Here is a 17,278-nt window from a genome sequence, read left to right as displayed (position 1 = left end):
AGGACCGTCATGACCGTGGGTACCGAGCAGGCCGCACCGAGGACCGCGCGCGGCCGCACCGTGCCGGACGGCGTGTGGATCGGCGTCCTCGCACTGCTGACGGCCGTGGCGCCGCTGGCCACCGACATGTACCTGCCCGTGCTGCCGACCGTGGCGACCGAGCTGGGGGCGTCGGCGTCGGCGGCGCAGCTGACCCTGACCGCGTTCCTGGTGGGACTGGCGGCCGGGCAGCTGGTGATCGGCCCGCTCTCGGACAGCTGGGGGCGGCGACGCCTGGTCCTCGCCGGCACGGTCCTGCTGTTCGCCGCCTGCCTGGCGAGCGCGGTCGCGCCGTCGGTCGCGGTGCTCGTCGTCGCCCGGTTCCTGCAGGGCTTCGGCGGGGCGGCCGGCCTGGTGCTGAGCCGCGCGATGATCTCCGACCGCACCACCGGCTCGCGGACCGCGCAGCTGTTCTCGCTGATGATGGCGATCAACGGGATCGCGCCGGTGGTCGCGCCGGTGATCGGCAGCTCGCTCGGCGGGGTCGTCGGCTGGCGGGGCATCTTCGTGGTGCTCGCCGGGCTGGCCCTGCTGATGCTGGTGTCGTCGCTGCTCGCGGTGCACGAGACGCTCCCGGCCTCGGCGCGAACCTCCGGTGGTGTGCGACGAACCTTCTCCGACGTCGGTGCGCTGCTGCGTCGTCGTCGTTACGTCGGCTACGTGCTCGCGTTCGCCACGTCGTTCTCGATGATGTTCGCCTACATCTCCGGGTCACCGTTCGTGCTGCAGCAGACCCTCGGCCTCTCCACGACGCAGTACGCCCTCGCCTTCGGGACGAACGCGGCCGGGCTGGTGCTGGGCAACATCGTCAGCAGCCGGCTCGCCACTCGGGTCGCCCCGCGCCGCCAGCTCGTCGTCGCCGTCGGAGGGCTGGTCGTGCTGTGCGCGGCGCTGCTCGTCGTGGTGCTGCTCGGCGCCGCCCGCTGGCCCGTCCTCGTGCTGCTGTTCGCGACCCTGGCCACGCTCGGGTTCGTGATGGGCAACAGCGCGGCGCTGGCGACCGGCGAGGTCCGCGACCGCGCCGGGACGGGCTCGGCCCTGCTGGGGGCCACCCAGTTCGGCCTCGGCGCCCTGGTCTCGCCGCTGGTCGGGTCGAGCGCGACGGCGATGGCCGTGACCATGCTGACCGCGGCCACGCTCTCCGCCGTGTCGCTCGCCGCCCTGACCCGCGGCACGACCGCGCCGCGCTGAGCCCGCCCCGCCCGCCCCGCCCCGGACACTCGTCGGCCCGGCCGCCGTGACGCCGAGATGCGGCTCAGCGGGAATCGTCGATCTCCACGGCCCGCTGAGCTGCATCTCGGTGGACCGCGCCGACCCGGGTCGAGGCGCGCGGGCCACGGGACACGGGGCCGTCGTCAGGGGGCGGTGATCTCCACCGGCAGCCCGGGGTCGCTGAAGGAGACGGTCACCGCACCCGGGACCGCGGCGCCGGCGTTCTGCGTCCCGGCGGCCGGGGCCTGCGGCTGCAGGCGCAGCCGGAGCAGCCGTCCGCGGTCGGCGGGGGCGGCGTCGGGGGCACCGAGCCAGGCGGTGAACCGCGGGGTCGGCGAGACCAGCCCGGCGAGCTCGTCGAGCCGGGTCGCGACCGCCGGGGCCGGGGCGCCGGCCCGTGCGGCGGCGAGGTCCACCGACCCGGTGTACGTCGTCGCGGCGACGCCGCCGACGTCGGTGGCCCCCGGCGCGGCGGCGACGTCGCGCAGTCCGGGCGCGGCGTGCAGCATCCCGCCGACGGCACCGACCGGGAGGAGCCCCGTGGACAGCGGCTGCCAGCGGTCGCTGCCGCCGAACCGGACCCAGGCACGGTCGTCGAGCACCCTGACCCGGGCACCACGGGTGCCGAGGGCGACGGTGAGGTCCGCGGCGAACGGGGTGAAGCGGGCGGGGCCGGAGGCGCGCACCGGGCCGGTGACCGAGTCGAGCTCGACGTCGACCCGCGCAGACCCGGCGTCGGCGAGCGCGGTGCCCGCGGCGGCCACGGTGTCCTGCGCCGACGGCGCGGCGGAGGCGGGCGGAGCCCCGTCGGCGGCCGGCTCCGGGGATCCCGTCGTGCATCCGGCCAGGGCGAGGACGAGGAGGGCGCCGCAGACGGCGGACGCCCGGCGACCCCGGCTCACGAGGCCGATTCGGTCTGCTTGCGCCAGCGGATGCCGGCCTCGATGAACTCGTCGATCTGGCCGTCGAGCACCTGCGAGGGGTTGCCCTCCTCGTGCTCGGTGCGCAGGTCCTTCACCAGCTGGTACGGGTGCAGCACGTAGTTGCGCATCTGGTTGCCCCAGGAGGACCCGGCCTCCTTGAACGAGTCGCGCAGCTCGCGCTCCTCCTGCCGGCGGCGCTCCAGCAGCTTCGCCTGCAGCACGGCCATCGCCGACGCCTTGTTCTGCAGCTGGGAGCGCTCGTTCTGGCAGGCGACGACGATCCCGGACGGGATGTGGGTCAGCCGGACCGCCGAGTCGGTCGTGTTGACGCCCTGGCCGCCGGGCCCGGACGCGCGGAACACGTCGACCCGCAGGTCCTTCTCGTCGATCTCGATGTGGTCGGAGGTCTCGACGACCGGGGCCACCTCGACACCGGCGAACGACGTCTGGCGCCGCCCCTGGTTGTCGAACGGCGAGATCCGCACCAGGCGGTGGGTGCCGGCCTCGACCGACAGCGTCCCGAACGCGTACGGCGCGTGGACGGCGAAGGTGGCCGACTTGATGCCGGCCTCCTCGGCGTAGGACGTCTCGTAGACGTCGGTGCCGTAGCCGTGGCGCTCGGCCCAGCGCAGGTACATGCGCAGCAGCATCTCGGCGAAGTCGGCGGCGTCGATGCCCCCGGCCTCGGACCGGATGGTCACCAGGGCCTCGCGCTCGTCGTACTCGCCCGAGAGCAGGGTGCGGACCTCCAGCGAGGAGATCTCGCTGCGGAGCTTCGCGCGCTCGGCGTCGGCGTCCGCGACGGCGGACTCGTCGCCCTCGTCCTCGGCGAGCTCGTAGAGCACCGGCACGTCGTCGAGGCGGCGGCGCAGGTCGTCGAGCCGGCGCAGGTCGCCCTGGGCGTAGGCCAGCCGGCTGGTGATCTGCTGGGCGGCGTCGACGTCGTCCCAGAGGTCCGGCCGGCCCGCCTGCTCGGACAGTTCCTCGATCTCCTGGCGCAGCCGGGGCACGTCGGCGACGGCCTCGATGCTGGACAGCGTGGTGTCGAGGTCCTTCAGGTCGGCCTGGACGTCGGAGTTCACAACGGTCGAGGGTACGCGGGGGTGGGACCCGGTTCAGTCCTGGGGGATCGCGTCGATCAGCTTGATCATCGCCCGGGTGTGGGCGACGGCGAAGTCCGCGACCGGACGGCCGTAGGGGTCGTCGGTCGCACGGGCGGCGGCGCGGGCCACCGCGAGCCGCTCGGCGTAGGCCTCGCGGGCGGCCGCGACGAGCTCGGTGCGCTGCTTGACCGTCAGCGTCCCCGCGTGCAGCAGCCGCAGCACCAGCGGGCTGCGGACGGCGTCGGCGTCGCCACCGGTGGCGAGCCAGTGCTTGAACGACCGCTTGCCGGCGGCGGTGATCACGTACTGCTGGCTGGCCCGCGGGCCCTGCTTGCCCAGGCGCAGCAACGCCTCCTCGGTCAGCGCGGGCAGCTCGCGGTAGACCTGGCTGCGGGTGACCGAGAAGAACAGCCCGAACCGCTCACCGGCCGCCGCCACCAGCTGCCCACCGGTCATCGGCCCGCCGTGGAGCAGACCGAGGAGGGCGGCGGCGGTGGCGTTGACCGGTGTGACGGGTGCCATCGTCCGACGGTCCCACGTCCGCGCCGGGCGCGCGAGTCCACAGCGCACATCCGCCCTGAGCAGACGGGGTGCACTGTGGCCTCACGCGGCCCACGGAGGGGTCAGGCCCCGATGGTCAGGGAGGCGATCCGCTCGCGGGAGACGGCGACGTCGCCGTACTGGCCGGCGAGCCGCTTGGCGCGCTTGTAGAAGAAGTGCGCCTCGTGCTCCCAGGTGTAGCCGATGCCGCCGTGGAACTGGATCATCGCCGCGGTCGCCTGGAGCGCCACGTCGCTGCTCTTGGCCTTGGCGACGGCGACGGCGAGCTCGGCGCCGTCGAGCCCGGTGTCCACCGCGTGCGCGGCGTAGAGCGCCGCGTGCTCGGCCATCGTGACCCCGACGTGCAGGTCGGCCAGCGCGTGCTTGAGCGCCTGGAACGACCCGACGGGCACACCGAACTGGGTGCGCTCGCGGTCGTAGGCGACGGTGCGGGTCAACGCCTCGCGGGCGATGCCGACCAGGTCCGCGGCGACCAGCACGGTCGCCCGGTCGGTCAGCTGCTTCTGCAGCTCGACGGTGGTGCCGGGCAGCGCCTCGGCGGTCCCGCCGCCCAGCGACGCGAGCCGGGTGGTGCCGTCGAAGCTGCCGACCGGCGACGCCGTGGCGCCGGTGACCAGCGCCAGCCCGGGCAGGCCGTCCTCGGCCGGGGCGACGACGACGTCGGCGAGCGCGCCGTACTCCACGACCGGCAGACCGGTCGCGGCGCTGCCCCGGGTGGTGAACGCACCGACCGCCTCGCCCGCGGCGAGCTTCGGCAGCCAGGCCGCCTTCTGCTCGTCGGAGCCGGCGAGCCGGATCGCGTCGGCGGCCAGCACGGTGCCGCGCCACGGGCCGGGGGCGACACCCGCCCCGAGCGCCCGGGCGATCACCTGGGCCTCGACCAGGCCGAGACCGAGGCCGTCGTGCTCCTCGTCGACGGTGACCGCGGTCCACCCCTGCTCACCCGCGGCACGCCACAACGACGCCGGATTGCCGTCGTCGGACGGGTTCTCGACGACCGTCCGCACGGCGGCGAGGTCGAAGCGCTCGGCCAGGTAGTCGCGCACCGCGGCGCCGAACTCCTGCTGATCCTGGGTGAGTGCGAAGAACATGTGTCCGTTCCCCTTACCGCGGCAGGCCGAGCACGCGCTCGGCGGTGACGTTGCGCTGCACCTGTGACGAGCCGCCCCAGATGGTGACCGAGCGCGACCACATGGCCTGGGCGTGCAGCGGGCGCAGGTCGGTGCCGTCGGGCAGCGCGTCGAGCGTGGCGTCCTCGCCGAGGATCCGGTCGTAGACCTCCCACAGGTCCTGGAACGCCTCGGACCACTGCAGCTTGGTCATCGACGCCTCGAAGCCGAGATCGCGGCCCTGCTCGACCTGGGTGAGCACGTGCATCGAGTGCAGCCTCAGGCACTCCAGCTCGACCAGGACGCGGGCCAGGTCGTCGCGGATCACCGGGTCGGTGTCGCGGCCCAGCCTCCGGGCGACCGCGGCGATCTCGTCGTACTGACGACGGAACTCGGTGTACTGGGAGATGCCGGACGCGCCGCGCTCGAACGAGAGCAGCAGCATCGCGGTGCGCCAGCCGTCACCGATCTCGCCGAGACAGTCCGCGGCCGGGACGCGGGCGTCGTCGAAGAAGACCTCGCCGAACTCGCTGGCCCCGCTCATCTGGCGCAACGGGCGCGCGGTGACGCCGGACTGGTCCATGTCGATGAGTAGCATCGAGATGCCGCGGTGCTTCTCCGACCCGGCCTCGGTGCGGACCAGGGTGAAGATCTTGTCGCCGTGCACGGCGTTGGTGGTCCAGACCTTCTGGCCGTTGACGACGAAGTCGTCACCGTCGCGGACGCCCTTGGTGGACAGCGCCGCGAGGTCGGAGCCGGCACCGGGCTCGGAGAAGCCCTGGCACCACACGACCTCGTTGCGCAGCAGCGGGCCGATGATCTCCTTCTTCTGCGCGTCGGTGCCGATCGCCATGACCGTCGGCGCGAGGAAGGTCAGCCCGAGCGGGTTGACCGTGCGCGGCGCCTGGGCGCGGACGGTCTCCTCGTCGTAGATGGCCTTCATGCCCGGCGTGCCGCCGCGGCCGCCGTACTCGACGGGCCACTGGATGCCGGCGAACCCGGCGTCGGCCTTGTCCCGCTCCCAGTCGCGCCGCAGCCGGAAGCTCTCGGAGTCCTCCAGGGACTCCCAGAACCCGGGGCGGGTCCACTCCTGCGGGATGTGGGCGCCGAGCCAGGAGCGCAGTTCCGCGCGGAACTCCTCCTCGGCCGGGGTGAAGGTCAGGTCCATGGATGAGCACCCGTTCGTCGTGTGAGGTCGGCACTGTCCCGACCCGGAGCCTTCCATACCCGCCGGTAACCTGCCTCCCGCGGCGTGTCCGTGGCCCGGGCGGTATGCAGGGAGTAGCATTTCGGTATGCGCAGCGAGCGGGTGACGGTCACGCTGCCGGCGGAGCTGGTGGCCGAGGCGAGGGACGCGGTGTCCCGCGGATCGGCGGCGAGCCTGTCCGCCTACGTGGCGGAGGCCGTGCAGGCACGGCAGGACCGGGACCGTTCCCTGGCCACCCTGGCCGACCTCTACGGCGGCCCCCCGCCGGCCGACGAGCTGGATGCCGCGCGCCGTTCGCTGCGCCCGGTCCCGCCCGTGGCCGTCGGCTGAGCCCGCGATGATCGGCGGACGCGTACTCGACTCCTCGGCTCTGGCGGCCTTCGCGACCGGTCGCCCCGTCTATATGCGTGCGCTGGTCTGGGCCGCGGTGGAGGAGAACATCGTGCTCGCGGTGCCCAGCGCCGCCCTCGGCCGCGCCTGGTCGATGGTCGACGCCGAGCACCACGCCGCACTGCAGGTCCTGCTGGGTCTGCCGAACACCGTGATCCACGAGCTGTCCCCCGAGAGCGCCCAGGAGGCCGGGCTGCTGCTGGCCTCCCAGGGGCTCGACGACATCGTGACCGGCCAGGTCGTCACCGCCGCCCGGCGGCGGGGCTGGCCCGCGGTCACCGGGGACCCGGGGTCGCTGCGCAAGCTCGACCCGATGGTGCCGATCGAGGAGCTGCCCTGAGCGTGCTCAGGCGCTCCCGTCGCGCAGCCGGGTCCGGAGGCGCGCCAGCTCGTCCTCGGTGAGGCCGTTCTCGCGCAGCCAGCCGACCGGGCCGCCGTGGCGCTCGTCGAGCAGCCGCAGGAACTCGGCCATGACCTCGGCCCGTGGGCGGTGCCGGTCCAGCTCGTCGGCACCGGGCATCGGCTCACCCGAGGCGGTCGTCCACTTCCGGAACAGGGCGTCGATCCGGGTCGCGGACAGCGCGTAGTCGGCGGTGATCTCCTCCCGCGGCACCCCGACCGCGGCGCACACCAGCGCGACGAGCACGCCGGTCCGGTCCTTGCCGGCGGCGCAGTGCACGACGGTCGTGCCGGACTCCAGCCCGGCGATCCGGCGGACCCCGTCCACGACGTACTCGCCGCGGCCGTCGAGGTAGGCCAGGTAGTGGCCGAGCATCGGGTCGAGCGCGGCGTGGGCGTCCTCGGTCTCGGGCAGGGCGATCCCGGTCTCGGGGATGAAGCTGAGCCGGTGCACCGGCACCCCGGCCGCGGCGAGCGCACCGAGGCCGTAGGTCGTGCGTTCGTGGTCGGTGCGCAGGTCCAGCACCTGCGCGACGCCCAGCTCGTCGGTGAGGTACGCGACGGCGGCCGGCCCCAGCCCCTCCAGGGACTCGGTGCGCAGCAGGACGCCGGTGCGGACGCGGCCCCCGCCGTCGAGCGGGAGGCCGCCGACGTCACGGGCGTTGGCGAGGCCGTCGACGGTCAACCAGCGGTCCGGTACGAGATCGGTCACGACCCCAGGTTAGGCAGCCCGGGGCGCCACGGCAGCGGTCACCGGGCGGGGTTCACCGGCCGTGCACCGGCGGGCGGCGCAGCGCGGCGGGCAGCACCCGGGCACCGTCGCCGTACGCGGCGGCGGCGTCGTCGGGGTTGACCAGCCGGCAGGTCGTCATCGACAGGCAGCCGCAGCCGATGCAGCCGTCGAGGCCGTCGCGCAGGGCGGTCAGCGCGTCGATCTGCTCGTCGAGCCTGCCGCGCCAGGACCGCGACAGCCGGGCCCAGTCCGACCGCGTCGGCGTGCGGTCCGCGGGCAGCGCGTCGAGGGCGGAGCGGACCTCCTCCAGCCCGATCCCGATGGACCGGGCCGCCCGGACGAAGGCGAGCCTGCGCAGCACGCTGCGCCGGTAGCGACGCTGGTTGCCCGAGGTCCGGGTCGCGGAGATCAGCCCTTCGCGCTCGTAGTAGCGCAGCGCCGAGTGCGGGAACCCGCTGCGCTCGACGATCTCCCCGATGGTCAACAGGTCGCCCGTGTCCATGCCCGTCCCCCGTCCCACTACCCCGCCGCGGCCGTCCCACACGCCGTTCCGCGCATCGGGACGGGCCGTACAAACCTCGAGCCGACTCCAGTATTGCGCCGTTCATCGCAAGCCCGCCACCTGCGGGGACCGCCGTCCGTCGGCCGAGGGGCACCGTCCACCGGGTTGCTCCCCGCACTCTCTCAAGATCACGGAACCGGTGAACGGTGCCTGTCGCGCGGCGACCGACGACCCCGGGGCTGGACCCCCGCGACGGGGCCCTCTACGGTCATCCCCAGTCATCACGGCCCGATCACGAGCGGGCTGGAGCCGGACTCCCCGACCGGCTCACCCGGGACCCCCGACCCGGCCGTTCGTGCGCGGTGCCGTCCGTGATCTGAAAGGCGTTTCCTTGCCCGGACACCGCTCCCCCGGTGGCCACCACGGGTTCCCCCGACCCGTGGCGACCACACCCGCAGCGACGGCCGCTGCACCGTCCCTCCGTTCCTCGCGGCACGGCGGCCCCGCGCACGCCGCGCGTCGTGCCGGCACCCGCACGGCCGCCACCGGCGCCGCGTTCGGCGTGCTCGCCTCCGGTGCGTTCGCCGCGATCGTCCCGACCACTCTGGACGGGACCTCGACGCAGGCCGACGCCGAGGAGAGCGGCACCACCGCCGCCACGACGCTGGCCGCGTACTCCGCGAACATCCCCTCGGCCACGAAGGCCACGGACGGCTCGACCTCCGGCTTCTTCAGCCCGGTCTCCTTCGCCCAGCCGTCCGCCGCGTCGGGCGCGCTGCAGGCCGCCGCCCCCGCCCAGGACGCCGACCTCGCGTCCATGGGCAAGGCGCACGAGATCGCGACGAAGATCGCCGCCGAGCACGCCAAGGCCGCCGCGGCCGAGAAGGCGCGCCAGGCCGAGAAGGCGCGGATCGACGCGATCGTCGCCCAGGGCGGACTGGACGGCTGGATCGCCGAGGCCCTGGACCACATGGGGCTGTCCCAGTCCTACGCGAGCGGGCTCAAGCGGATCATCCTCAAGGAGTCCAACGGGAACCCGCACGCCATCAACAACTGGGACTCCAACGCCGCGGCCGGCAACCCGTCCGAGGGCCTCATGCAGGTCATCCCCTCGACGTTCGCGGCCTACGTGCACCCGGACTTCGCGGACCGGGCGATCACCGACCCGATCGCGAACATCACCGCGGGCGTCCGCTACATGATCGACCGCTACGGCATCGACACGCTCGACGCGGGTGGCCGGGTCGGCAGCCACGGCGGATACATCGGATACTGAGCGAGACCCTGACCCCACGAGCGGCGGTCACCGGGGGAACCCGGTGACCGCCGTCGTCGTTGTAGGGGTCGAATCGTAAACTTCCCTTTACCCGATCGTGCCCGCAACGAGGAGCTGCCACTCGTGTCGTCCCCCGGTGGAGCCCCCGCCAGCCGCACCACGACGACGGCCGGGGGCGTCGCGCGCTCCCGGTTCCGTCCGGAGCTGCAGGGGCTGCGCGCCCTGGCGGTGGTGCTGGTGGTCGTCTACCACGTCTGGGTCGGCCGGGTCTCCGGCGGCGTCGACGTGTTCTTCCTGATCACCGGCTTCCTCATCACCGGTGGTCTCCACCGGGCGGCGGCGCGGGGCCGGGTCGACGTACTCGCCACGTGGCGACGCCAGTTCTCCCGGCTGCTACCGGCGGTCACGGTCGTCCTCGTCGCGGGCGTGGTGGCCGGGTTCTGGCTGCTGCCGGAGAACCGGTGGATGCCGACCGTCCGGGAGACGGTCGCGTCGCTGCTGTTCCTGCAGAACTGGGAGCTGGCACACAACTCGGTCGACTACGCGGCCCGCGACAACGCGGCGAGCATCGTCCAGCACTTCTGGTCGCTGTCCATCCAGGGTCAGTTCTACCTGCTCGCGCCGCTGGTCGTGGCCGGTGTCGCGATCGCGACCCGGCGGGACGGTGCCGACCTGCACCGGCGGCTCACCGGCACGCTGCTCGCCGTCGGCGGGGCCTCGTTCGCGTACTCGGTGTACCTGACGCTGGTGAACCAGCCGCTCGCCTACTTCCACTCCGCGACGCGGATCTGGGAGTTCGCGCTCGGCGGGCTGCTCGCGCTGTGGATCTCCCGGATCGAGGACCGGCCGGAGCTGACCCCCGGCACCCGCGCGGTGCTCGGCTGGGGCGGCGTGGCCGCGCTGGTCTCCTGCGGGATCCTGCTCCAGGTCGACCGCGCGTTCCCCGGCTGGGCGGCGCTCTGGCCGACGCTGGCCGCGGCGATGGTGCTGGTCGCCGGGCGGTCCGGGCACCGGTTCGGCGTCGACCGACTGCTGTCGGGACGGGTGCTGCGCACGATCGGCGACATCTCGTTCCCGCTGTACCTGTGGCACTGGCCGATCCTGACGCTCACCCTGGTGCGCACCGGGCAGGACCGGCTGGACCTCGAGCAGGGCGCCGCCGTGATCGCGGTGTCGTTCGTGCTGGCCTGGCTGACCCACCGGTTCGTCGAGCAGCGGATCGCCGCGCTCGACGTGCGCCACGCGCTGCGGACCGGCGGGGTGCTCGCGCTGGCCGTGCTCGTCGCGGCGGGCTCCTGGTACGGGCTGGCCGCCGCGCGGGCGTCGACGCCTGTGCTGGCGGGTTCGCCGTCGCACCCGGGCGCGGTGGCGCTGTCCCCGCAGTTCGACCTCGCCTCGCTCGACCCGGCCGACGCCGAGCTGACCCCGTCGCTGGTGCAGGCGCCCGACGACTGGAGCTACCACCGCACCAGCTGGGACTGCGGGCCCTCCGAGCACGGCGCGGAGCTCGAGGTCTGCACCGTGCCCGCGCCGGCCCCGGAGACCTCGGAGCGGACGGTCGCCGTGGTCGGCGACTCGCACGCCCAGCAGTACGCCGCCTCGCTCGCGGTGATCGCCGAGCAGCGCAACTGGTCGATGGTGGGCATGTTCCGCGGGGCCTGCCCGATGTCGGTGCGCTCGGAGACCGTCGCCGACGACCAGGGGTGCACCGACTGGAACGCCGCGGTGCACGACCAGCTGGTCGCGATGCACCCCGACGCGGTCCTGACCCTGGCCAGCCGCGACGTGCGGCCCGGACTGCACGAGCAGACCCCCGAGGGGTTCGTGCAGGCCTGGCAGCGGCTCGACGCGGCCGGGATCCCGGTCGTCGCGGTCCGCGACAACCCGCGGTTCGACTTCAACGTGGTCGACTGCGTCGCCCGGCAGGGCCGGGGCGCGCCGGACTGCGAGGTCGACCGGCACACGCTGTACCAGCCGTACCCGCCGTGGTCGGCGGTCCCGGGCGTCCCGCCGAACGTGGTGTTCGCCGACGTGGCCGACGGCATCTGCGACCCGGCGGTCTGCCGCAGCGAGGTGGGCAACGTGCTCGTCTACATGGACGACAACCACCTGACCGCGACCTACGCCGAGACCCTCGCCCCGACGCTCGCGACGGCGTTCGACCACCTCGGCTGGTGAGCCTCAGGCCGGGCGGACGCTCCGCCCGGCCACGGAGACGACGTCGCCGCGCCGGATCCGGGCGCCCCGGCGGTGCTCCGGTGCCCCGTTGACCGTGACCTCGCCCGCCTCCAGGATCTCGCGGGCGTGCACGCCGTCCTCGGCGAGGCCGGCGAGCTTCAGGAACTGACCGATCCGGATCGGCTCCTCACGGATGGGCACGTCCTGCGGGGGCTGTGGCGTCCTCATGTCCCCAGTGTCCCCGCCGTAGCATCACCCGGCGTGGGTGACCACTACTTCAGCGCCACGCCGTCCGTCGCGAGCCACCGCGGGTCGGTCCGCCTGCACACGTCCGGCGTGGACCTGTCGCTGGTGACCGACACCGGGGTCTTCTCGCACAGCCGCCTCGACCGCGGGACGAAGGTGCTGCTCGACACCGCGCCGATGCCGCCGGTCCGCGGCCCGCTGCTCGACGTCGGCTGCGGCTACGGCCCGATCGCGCTCACCCTGGCCAGCCGGCGCCGCCGGCTTCCGGTGTGGGCGGTGGACCTGAACGAGCGCGCGCTGGGCCTCACCCGGGAGAACGCCGACGCGGCCGGGCTGGGCAACGTGACCGCCTGCCGGCCCGAGGAGGTCCCCGACGACGTCACCTTCGCCGGGATATACTCCAACCCGCCGATCCGCTCCGGCAAGGCCGCGCTGCACGAGCTGCTGCTGCGCTGGCTCCCGCGGCTCCTCCCGGACGGGCGGGCGTACCTGGTGGTGGCGAAGAACCTGGGCTCGGACTCGCTGCAACGGTGGCTGAACGACGAGCAGGGCTTCCCGACGACCCGCCTGGCCTCCGAGCGCGGCTACCGGGTACTGGAGGTCGCACCGGCGCCCTGAGCGGGCGGGAGCAGCCCGTCGACGAGTGCGTCGACGACGGTGTCGGTCGGGGTATCCGGGTCGATGGACAGGGTCAGCCGGTCCAGGAGCAGGCCGTCGACCGCGTAGTGGAACAGCGCGATCTCCGCGGGCCCGCCAGGCAGTCCCGCGGCCCGGTTGTAGGCGACGTCGGCGGCGAACCCGGTGCGCAGCCACTCCCCCATGACCTCGGCGACCTCCGGGCGCCGGGCAGCCTCCAGGCGGAGCTCGAACAGCGCCAGCGTCACGTCCCGCTCGGCACCGAGCCGGCGCACGATGTCGCGGATGTGGTCGGCGAACATCGCGGGCCCCGCCTCCCCCGCACGCAGCCCGGCGACGGTGTCCGGGTCCGGCGCCAGGCGTTGCCCGATCCGGTCGGCCAGCGCACGGACGAGCTCGGCGCGGGTCCGGAAGTAGTTCGACGCCGTGCCGGTCGGGACGCCGGCCTCCCGGTCCAGCGCGCGGTGGGTCAGTCCCCGGGCACCCTCGCGGGCCAGGACGGCCAGCCCCGCGTCGGCCAGCCGCTGCCTGCGGTCGTCGTTGCGTGCCATGCGGGCACCCTAGACGAACCACGACGCCTGTTGTACTTTCGACGACCACGACATCCGTCGTGGTTTTCTCGACCCGGAGGTCCGCGCATGCGCGAGCTCGTCTACTACGTCGCGGTCTCGCTCGACGGCCGCATCGCGGCCCCCGACGACACCTTCGACGCCTTCCCGCAGACCGGCGACCACATCGACATGATCCTGCGGGAGTGGACCGACACGGTCCCGGCCGTCGGGCTGGACATGCTCGGGCTGACCGCGGACAACAGCCGGTTCGACACCGTGCTGATGGGCTGGAACACCTACGCCGCGGGCCTGGCGGCCACCGCCGACCCGTACCCGCACCTGGAGCAGTACGTCCTGTCGCGCAGCCGTCCCGCCGACGCGGTGCCCGCCGGGATCACCCTGACCGGGCGCGACCCGGTGGACCTCGTCCGCGAGCTGAAGCTCCGCACCGGCGCCGGCATCTGGCTCTGCGGTGGCGGGCGGCTCGCGGCCGCGCTGGCGGGCGAGATCGACCGGCTGGTGCTCAAGGTGAACCCGGTCGTGCTCGGGGCTGGCAAGCCCCTGTTCGACGACGGCGGCGGGTACCGGCCGCGGTCGTGGGACCTGGTGCGGTCGACGCCGTACCGCTCCGGGGTCGTCGTCGCCGAGTACGCGCGGGTCCCCTGACAGGACGAAGGCCCCCGGGGTGCTCCCCGGGGGCCTTCGTGGGTGGTAGCGGGGGCAGGATTCGAACCTGCGACCTCTGGGTTATGAGCCCAGCGAGCTACCGAGCTGCTCCACCCCGCGCCGTCCGGGACCGCGTGCGATCCCGTCTGTGTTGTGTCACCACCGTACACCGGCCGTTCACCGGACCTCCGAGGGGGGGTCGCTCCCGGCGACCGGGGCCGGACCCCACGACGAACGAAGGCCCCCAGGAGATCCTGGGGGCCTTCGTGGGTGGTAGCGGGGGCAGGATTCGAACCTGCGACCTCTGGGTTATGAGCCCAGCGAGCTACCGAGCTGCTCCACCCCGCGCCGGACGGAACCGCGTGCATTCCGTCTGTGTTGCAGGGGCAACCTTACACACCGGGCCGGACCCCACCCGCAGGGGGGTCCGGCCCGACGATGATCAGCCGCCCGCGCCCTGGAACGCCGCGACCGCACGGTCCAGCGCGGCCAGCGCCTCGCCCTGCCTGGCGAAGTCACCGGACTGCTGGGCCGCCTTGAGCTCGTTCAGCGCCGCACGGATCTGCTGCGCCGCGGTCGCCTGCGCCGCGTTGGGCGCCGCCGGGGTCTGGGCGCCCTGTCCGTTCGGCGTGGCCGGCGTCGTGGGCGTCGTCGGCTGGGCGGGCTGCCCGGTCGTCGGAGCGGCACCGCCCGCGGCGGCACCGGCTCCGGCGCCGAACACCTCGTCGAGGGCCCGGGACAGGCTCGCGTCGTAGCCGAGCCGGTCGCCGTAGAACACCAGGACGCGGGCCAGCTGCGGATAGGTCGAGTTGTCCTGACCGCCCGCCCGCTCGATGTACACGGGCTCGACGTAGAGCAGACCACCGGCCACCGGCAGCGTCAGCAGGTTGCCGTAGTCGATTGTGGTCTGGTTCTGCCGCAGCAGGTTCAGCTCGGAGGAGACCTCGGGCGAGCCGAGGAACCGGGCCTGGACCTGCTGCGGGCCGAGCGTCTGGGTCTCGTTCGGCAGCTGCAGCACGGTCAGCTTCCCGTAGGTGTCCGGGTCCGAGCTGGCCGAGACGTACGAGGCGAGGAACTGCCGCCGCAGGCTCACCAGCGCGCTGGTGAGCTGGAACGACGCGCCCTCCTGCCCCGGAAGACCCGCGTAGATGTAGTACGGCGGCTGCGCGTCCTGGCTGCCGCCGTTGCCGCCCTGCACGGTCGGGTCGGACGGGACGTCCCAGAACGACACGGTGGAGAAGAACTCGTTCGGGTCGTCGACGTGGTAGCGGGTCAGCAGCTCACGCTGGACCTTGAACTGGTCCTCCGGGTAGCGCAGGTGGGCCTGCAGGTCCGGGGTGATCGCCGAGCGCGGCTCGACCGTGCCCGGGAACGCCTTCTGCCAGGTCTGCAGCACCGGGTCGGACTCGTCGAAGGCGAAGAGCTTCACGGTGCCGTCGTAGGCGTCGACCGTGGCCTTCACCGAGTTGCGCAGGTAGCTGATCGTGTCGTTCGGCAGCTGCTGGCCATTCGGCCCGAGCCGGGAGTCCGACGTGGCGTCGCCCAGCTGCACGCGCTCGGCGTAGGGGAAGTTCTGCAGCGTGGTGTAGCCGTCGACGATCCACTGCACCCGCCCGTCGACGACGGCCGGGTACGGGTCGTTGTCCAGCGTCAGCCACGGGGCCACCGCCTGCACGCGGTCCCGCGGGTTCCGGACGTACATGATCTTCGAGTCGGCGTTGATCGAGTTGTTGAACAGGATGTTCCGCTCGCCGTAGGCCAGCGCGAACACCGAACGGTTGAACAGCCCGCCGATCGGGACGCCGCCGGCACCGGTGTAGGTGTACTGCGCCTCGTCGGAGTCGTACTCCCGCGGCGCGGTACCCGGCTCGGCACCGACGATCGAGTACTGGTTGTCGAGCAGCTCGCCGTAGTAGATGCGGGGCTGCTGGACGGGCACGAAGCCCTGCTGCTGGGTGTCGGAGACCTGGAAGTTCGGCAGGCCGCCGGAACCGCCCGCGTCCTCCAGGGCCTCGTTCACCTGGTTCGCCGGAGCGGCCACGATCCCGTTGCCGTGGGTGTAGACCAGGTGCCGGTTGATCCAGTCCTGCTGGTTGTTCACCAGGCCGTTGGCGTTCATCTCGCGCGCCGCGACGACGTAGTCACGGGTCTCGCCGTCGACGGTGTAGCGGTCGATGTCGAGGTTGGGCGAGAACCCGTAGAAGTTCCGTCGCTGCTGGAGCTGGGTGAACGTGCGGTTGAGCTTGCCCGGGTCGAGCAGCCGGATGTTGGGGATGGTGTCGGTGTCGGCCCGGACCTGGGCCGGTGTCGCCTCCGACGTGCCCGCGTAGGGCGTGATGTCGACCTTGTCCGGCCCGATGCCGAAGGCGTCCCGGGTCGCGGCGATGTTGCGTTCGATCGACGGGGCCTCGTTGACGTTCGCGTTGGGCGCGACGACGAACTGCTGCAGCACCAGCGGGAACGCCGTGCCGACCAGGATCGAGGAGACGACCAGCATGACCACGGCGACGGCCGGGATCTGCAGGTTCTGGCGGAAGGCGGCGACGAAGAACGCGAGCGCGCAGATCACCGCGATGACCAGCAGGATCAGCTTGGCCGGCAGGACCGCGTTGAGGTCGGTGTAGGTGGCTCCGTAGAACGTCTGCGCGTTGCGGTTGGACCACAGCAGGTCGTAGCGGTCGAACCAGTAGGCGACGGCCTTGAGCAGCACGAACACCCCGGCGAGCACGGCGAGCTGGGCGCGCGCGGCGGTGGAGACGAAGCCGGAGCGGCCGGACAGCCGGATGCCCCCGAAGATGTAGTGGGTCACCAGCGCGAGCACGAAGCAGATCGCGACGGCGACGAACAGCCAGTTCAGGCTCATCCGCAGGAACGGCAGGGTGAAGGCGTAGAACCCGATGTCGTTGCCGAACTCGGGATCGGCGCGGCCGAACGGGGTGCCGTGCAGGAACATCTGCACGGTCTGCCACTGCGTCGGCGCCGCGAGCCCGGCGATCAGACCGATCACGACCGGCACGCCGACGGCGAACAGGCGCAGGCGCTGGATGATCGTGGTGCGGTAGCGCGCGACCGGGTCCTCGGGGCCGGACACCGGCACGAAGACCGGGCGGTACCGGTAGGCCAGCCACAGCGTCAGCGCGACCAGGCCGCCCACCACCAGGGCCACGACCCCGAAGAGCACGATCTGGGTGAACAGCCGGGTGAGCTGGACGCTCCGGAAACCGACCTCGCCGAACCACAGGTAGTCGACGTAGAAGTTCAACAGCCGCGAGCCACCGAGCAGAAGCACTACGAGGACGCCCGCGGCGACCAGCAGGATCCGGGTTCGGCGGGTCAGCGACGGCGCTCCCACAGGGGGCCGCATGGACGACACGGGCACACTCCACAGTTCGGGTACGACTCGTGGAGAGCGCGGCCGGCTGGGGCGACGGCACGGTTCTCCGAGGGCAACTGTACGGAGGTTCGGTGAAGTCGCGGTCGGGTCCCGGTGTGTCGGGACGAAAACGACACATCGGGCGGTGGTCCCCCGGCTCTCCGACCGCATCGT

17 protein-coding genes and 2 tRNA genes are annotated in these 17,278 nt (G+C 73.1%); 7 read left to right on the top strand and 12 right to left on the bottom strand.

All coding sequences use genetic code 11. The features are described from left to right. Positions 1-9 precede the first annotated feature (9 nt). A complete protein-coding gene (locus tag ZF1_RS05855) occupies positions 10-1,230 on the top strand; it encodes a multidrug effflux MFS transporter (protein WP_482636670.1) in 1,221 nt (406 codons plus the stop codon). A 164-nt stretch (positions 1,231-1,394) separates the two neighbouring features. Here ZF1_RS05855 and ZF1_RS05850 read toward each other — a convergent pair whose 3' ends face one another. From ZF1_RS05850 to ZF1_RS05830, 5 genes are all read right to left on the bottom strand, one after another. Next, positions 1,395-2,153 carry a hypothetical protein gene (locus ZF1_RS05850; RefSeq protein WP_476653946.1) on the bottom strand — a complete coding sequence of 253 codons (759 nt, stop codon included), beginning with the start codon at positions 2,151-2,153 and terminating at the stop codon, positions 1,395-1,397. After that, a complete protein-coding gene (prfB, locus tag ZF1_RS05845) occupies positions 2,150-3,256 on the bottom strand; it encodes a peptide chain release factor 2 (RefSeq protein WP_073578362.1) in 1,107 nt (368 codons plus the stop codon). The genes ZF1_RS05850 and prfB overlap by 4 nt, the downstream gene beginning before the upstream one ends. Positions 3,257-3,289: 33 nt before the next feature. After that, the gene (locus ZF1_RS05840; protein WP_020621783.1) at positions 3,290-3,799 is read right to left on the bottom strand and encodes a helix-turn-helix transcriptional regulator; all 510 of its coding nucleotides are present in this window, start codon (positions 3,797-3,799) and stop codon (positions 3,290-3,292) included. A gap of 101 nt (positions 3,800-3,900) precedes the next feature. Further along, entirely contained in the window at positions 3,901-4,929 is a 1,029-nt protein-coding gene (locus ZF1_RS05835; RefSeq protein WP_308818221.1) for an acyl-CoA dehydrogenase family protein, read from the bottom strand. Positions 4,930-4,942: 13 nt separating this feature from the next. Next, positions 4,943-6,115 carry an acyl-CoA dehydrogenase family protein gene (locus ZF1_RS05830; protein ID WP_482636669.1) on the bottom strand — a complete coding sequence of 391 codons (1,173 nt, stop codon included), beginning with the start codon at positions 6,113-6,115 and terminating at the stop codon, positions 4,943-4,945. Positions 6,116-6,241: 126 nt separating this feature from the next. On the opposite strand from ZF1_RS05830, the gene ZF1_RS05825 reads away from it, so the two are divergent. Both ZF1_RS05825 and ZF1_RS05820 read left to right on the top strand, forming a co-directional pair. Continuing rightward, positions 6,242-6,484, top strand: a complete 243-nt coding sequence (locus ZF1_RS05825; protein WP_020621780.1) for a ribbon-helix-helix domain-containing protein — start codon at positions 6,242-6,244, stop codon at positions 6,482-6,484. 7 nt (positions 6,485-6,491) lie between these two features. Then, positions 6,492-6,884, top strand: coding sequence for a hypothetical protein (locus ZF1_RS05820; RefSeq protein ID WP_062400607.1), 393 nt, complete (start codon positions 6,492-6,494; stop codon positions 6,882-6,884). A 6-nt stretch (positions 6,885-6,890) separates the two neighbouring features. On the opposite strand, the gene ZF1_RS05815 is transcribed toward ZF1_RS05820, so the two are convergent. Next, positions 6,891-7,655: a tyrosine-protein phosphatase gene (locus ZF1_RS05815; RefSeq protein WP_346106834.1), complete on the bottom strand. Its 765-nt coding sequence runs from the start codon at positions 7,653-7,655 to the stop codon at positions 6,891-6,893. A gap of 52 nt (positions 7,656-7,707) precedes the next feature. After that, complete coding sequence (soxR, locus tag ZF1_RS05810; protein ID WP_062400605.1) at positions 7,708-8,178, bottom strand: redox-sensitive transcriptional activator SoxR; 471 nt, start codon at positions 8,176-8,178, stop codon at positions 7,708-7,710. A 439-nt stretch (positions 8,179-8,617) separates the two neighbouring features. Between soxR and ZF1_RS05805 the strand changes: the two genes are divergently transcribed. Beyond that, positions 8,618-9,454, top strand: a complete 837-nt coding sequence (locus ZF1_RS05805) for a transglycosylase SLT domain-containing protein (RefSeq protein WP_482636668.1) — start codon at positions 8,618-8,620, stop codon at positions 9,452-9,454. 123 nt (positions 9,455-9,577) lie between these two features. Next, positions 9,578-11,632 (top strand): acyltransferase family protein, encoded by a 2,055-nt coding sequence (locus ZF1_RS05800; protein WP_482636667.1) that lies wholly within the window; start codon positions 9,578-9,580, stop codon positions 11,630-11,632. A 3-nt stretch (positions 11,633-11,635) separates the two neighbouring features. On the opposite strand, the gene ZF1_RS05795 is transcribed toward ZF1_RS05800, so the two are convergent. Next, positions 11,636-11,860 carry an RNA-binding S4 domain-containing protein gene (locus ZF1_RS05795; protein WP_208819928.1) on the bottom strand — a complete coding sequence of 75 codons (225 nt, stop codon included), beginning with the start codon at positions 11,858-11,860 and terminating at the stop codon, positions 11,636-11,638. 33 nt (positions 11,861-11,893) lie between these two features. Between ZF1_RS05795 and ZF1_RS05790 the strand changes: the two genes are divergently transcribed. After that, positions 11,894-12,496, top strand: coding sequence for a class I SAM-dependent methyltransferase (locus ZF1_RS05790; RefSeq protein WP_208819930.1), 603 nt, complete (start codon positions 11,894-11,896; stop codon positions 12,494-12,496). On the opposite strand, the gene ZF1_RS05785 is transcribed toward ZF1_RS05790, so the two are convergent. Beyond that, positions 12,463-13,065: a TetR/AcrR family transcriptional regulator gene (locus tag ZF1_RS05785; protein ID WP_337830401.1), complete on the bottom strand. Its 603-nt coding sequence runs from the start codon at positions 13,063-13,065 to the stop codon at positions 12,463-12,465. The genes ZF1_RS05790 and ZF1_RS05785 overlap by 34 nt on opposite strands. An 87-nt stretch (positions 13,066-13,152) precedes the next feature. Here ZF1_RS05785 and ZF1_RS05780 point away from each other — a divergent pair, with 87 nt between their 5' ends. Continuing rightward, positions 13,153-13,731 (top strand): dihydrofolate reductase family protein, encoded by a 579-nt coding sequence (locus tag ZF1_RS05780; RefSeq protein ID WP_482636666.1) that lies wholly within the window; start codon positions 13,153-13,155, stop codon positions 13,729-13,731. Positions 13,732-13,774: 43 nt separating this feature from the next. Here the strand turns inward: ZF1_RS05780 and ZF1_RS05775 are convergent. From ZF1_RS05775 to ZF1_RS05765, 3 genes are all read right to left on the bottom strand, one after another. Then, a tRNA-Met gene (locus tag ZF1_RS05775) sits at positions 13,775-13,851 on the bottom strand. Positions 13,852-14,002: 151 nt separating this feature from the next. After that, positions 14,003-14,079: transfer RNA gene (locus ZF1_RS05770), tRNA-Met, on the bottom strand. 94 nt (positions 14,080-14,173) lie between these two features. Beyond that, entirely contained in the window at positions 14,174-17,095 is a 2,922-nt protein-coding gene (locus ZF1_RS05765) for a UPF0182 family protein (protein ID WP_482636665.1), read from the bottom strand. Positions 17,096-17,278 lie beyond the last annotated feature (183 nt).

This window comes from Pseudonocardia sp. ZF1 (assembly GCF_056835605.1).
Note: the sequence above shows the minus strand (reverse complement) of the source record. Positions and strands in the feature narration are given on the sequence as shown.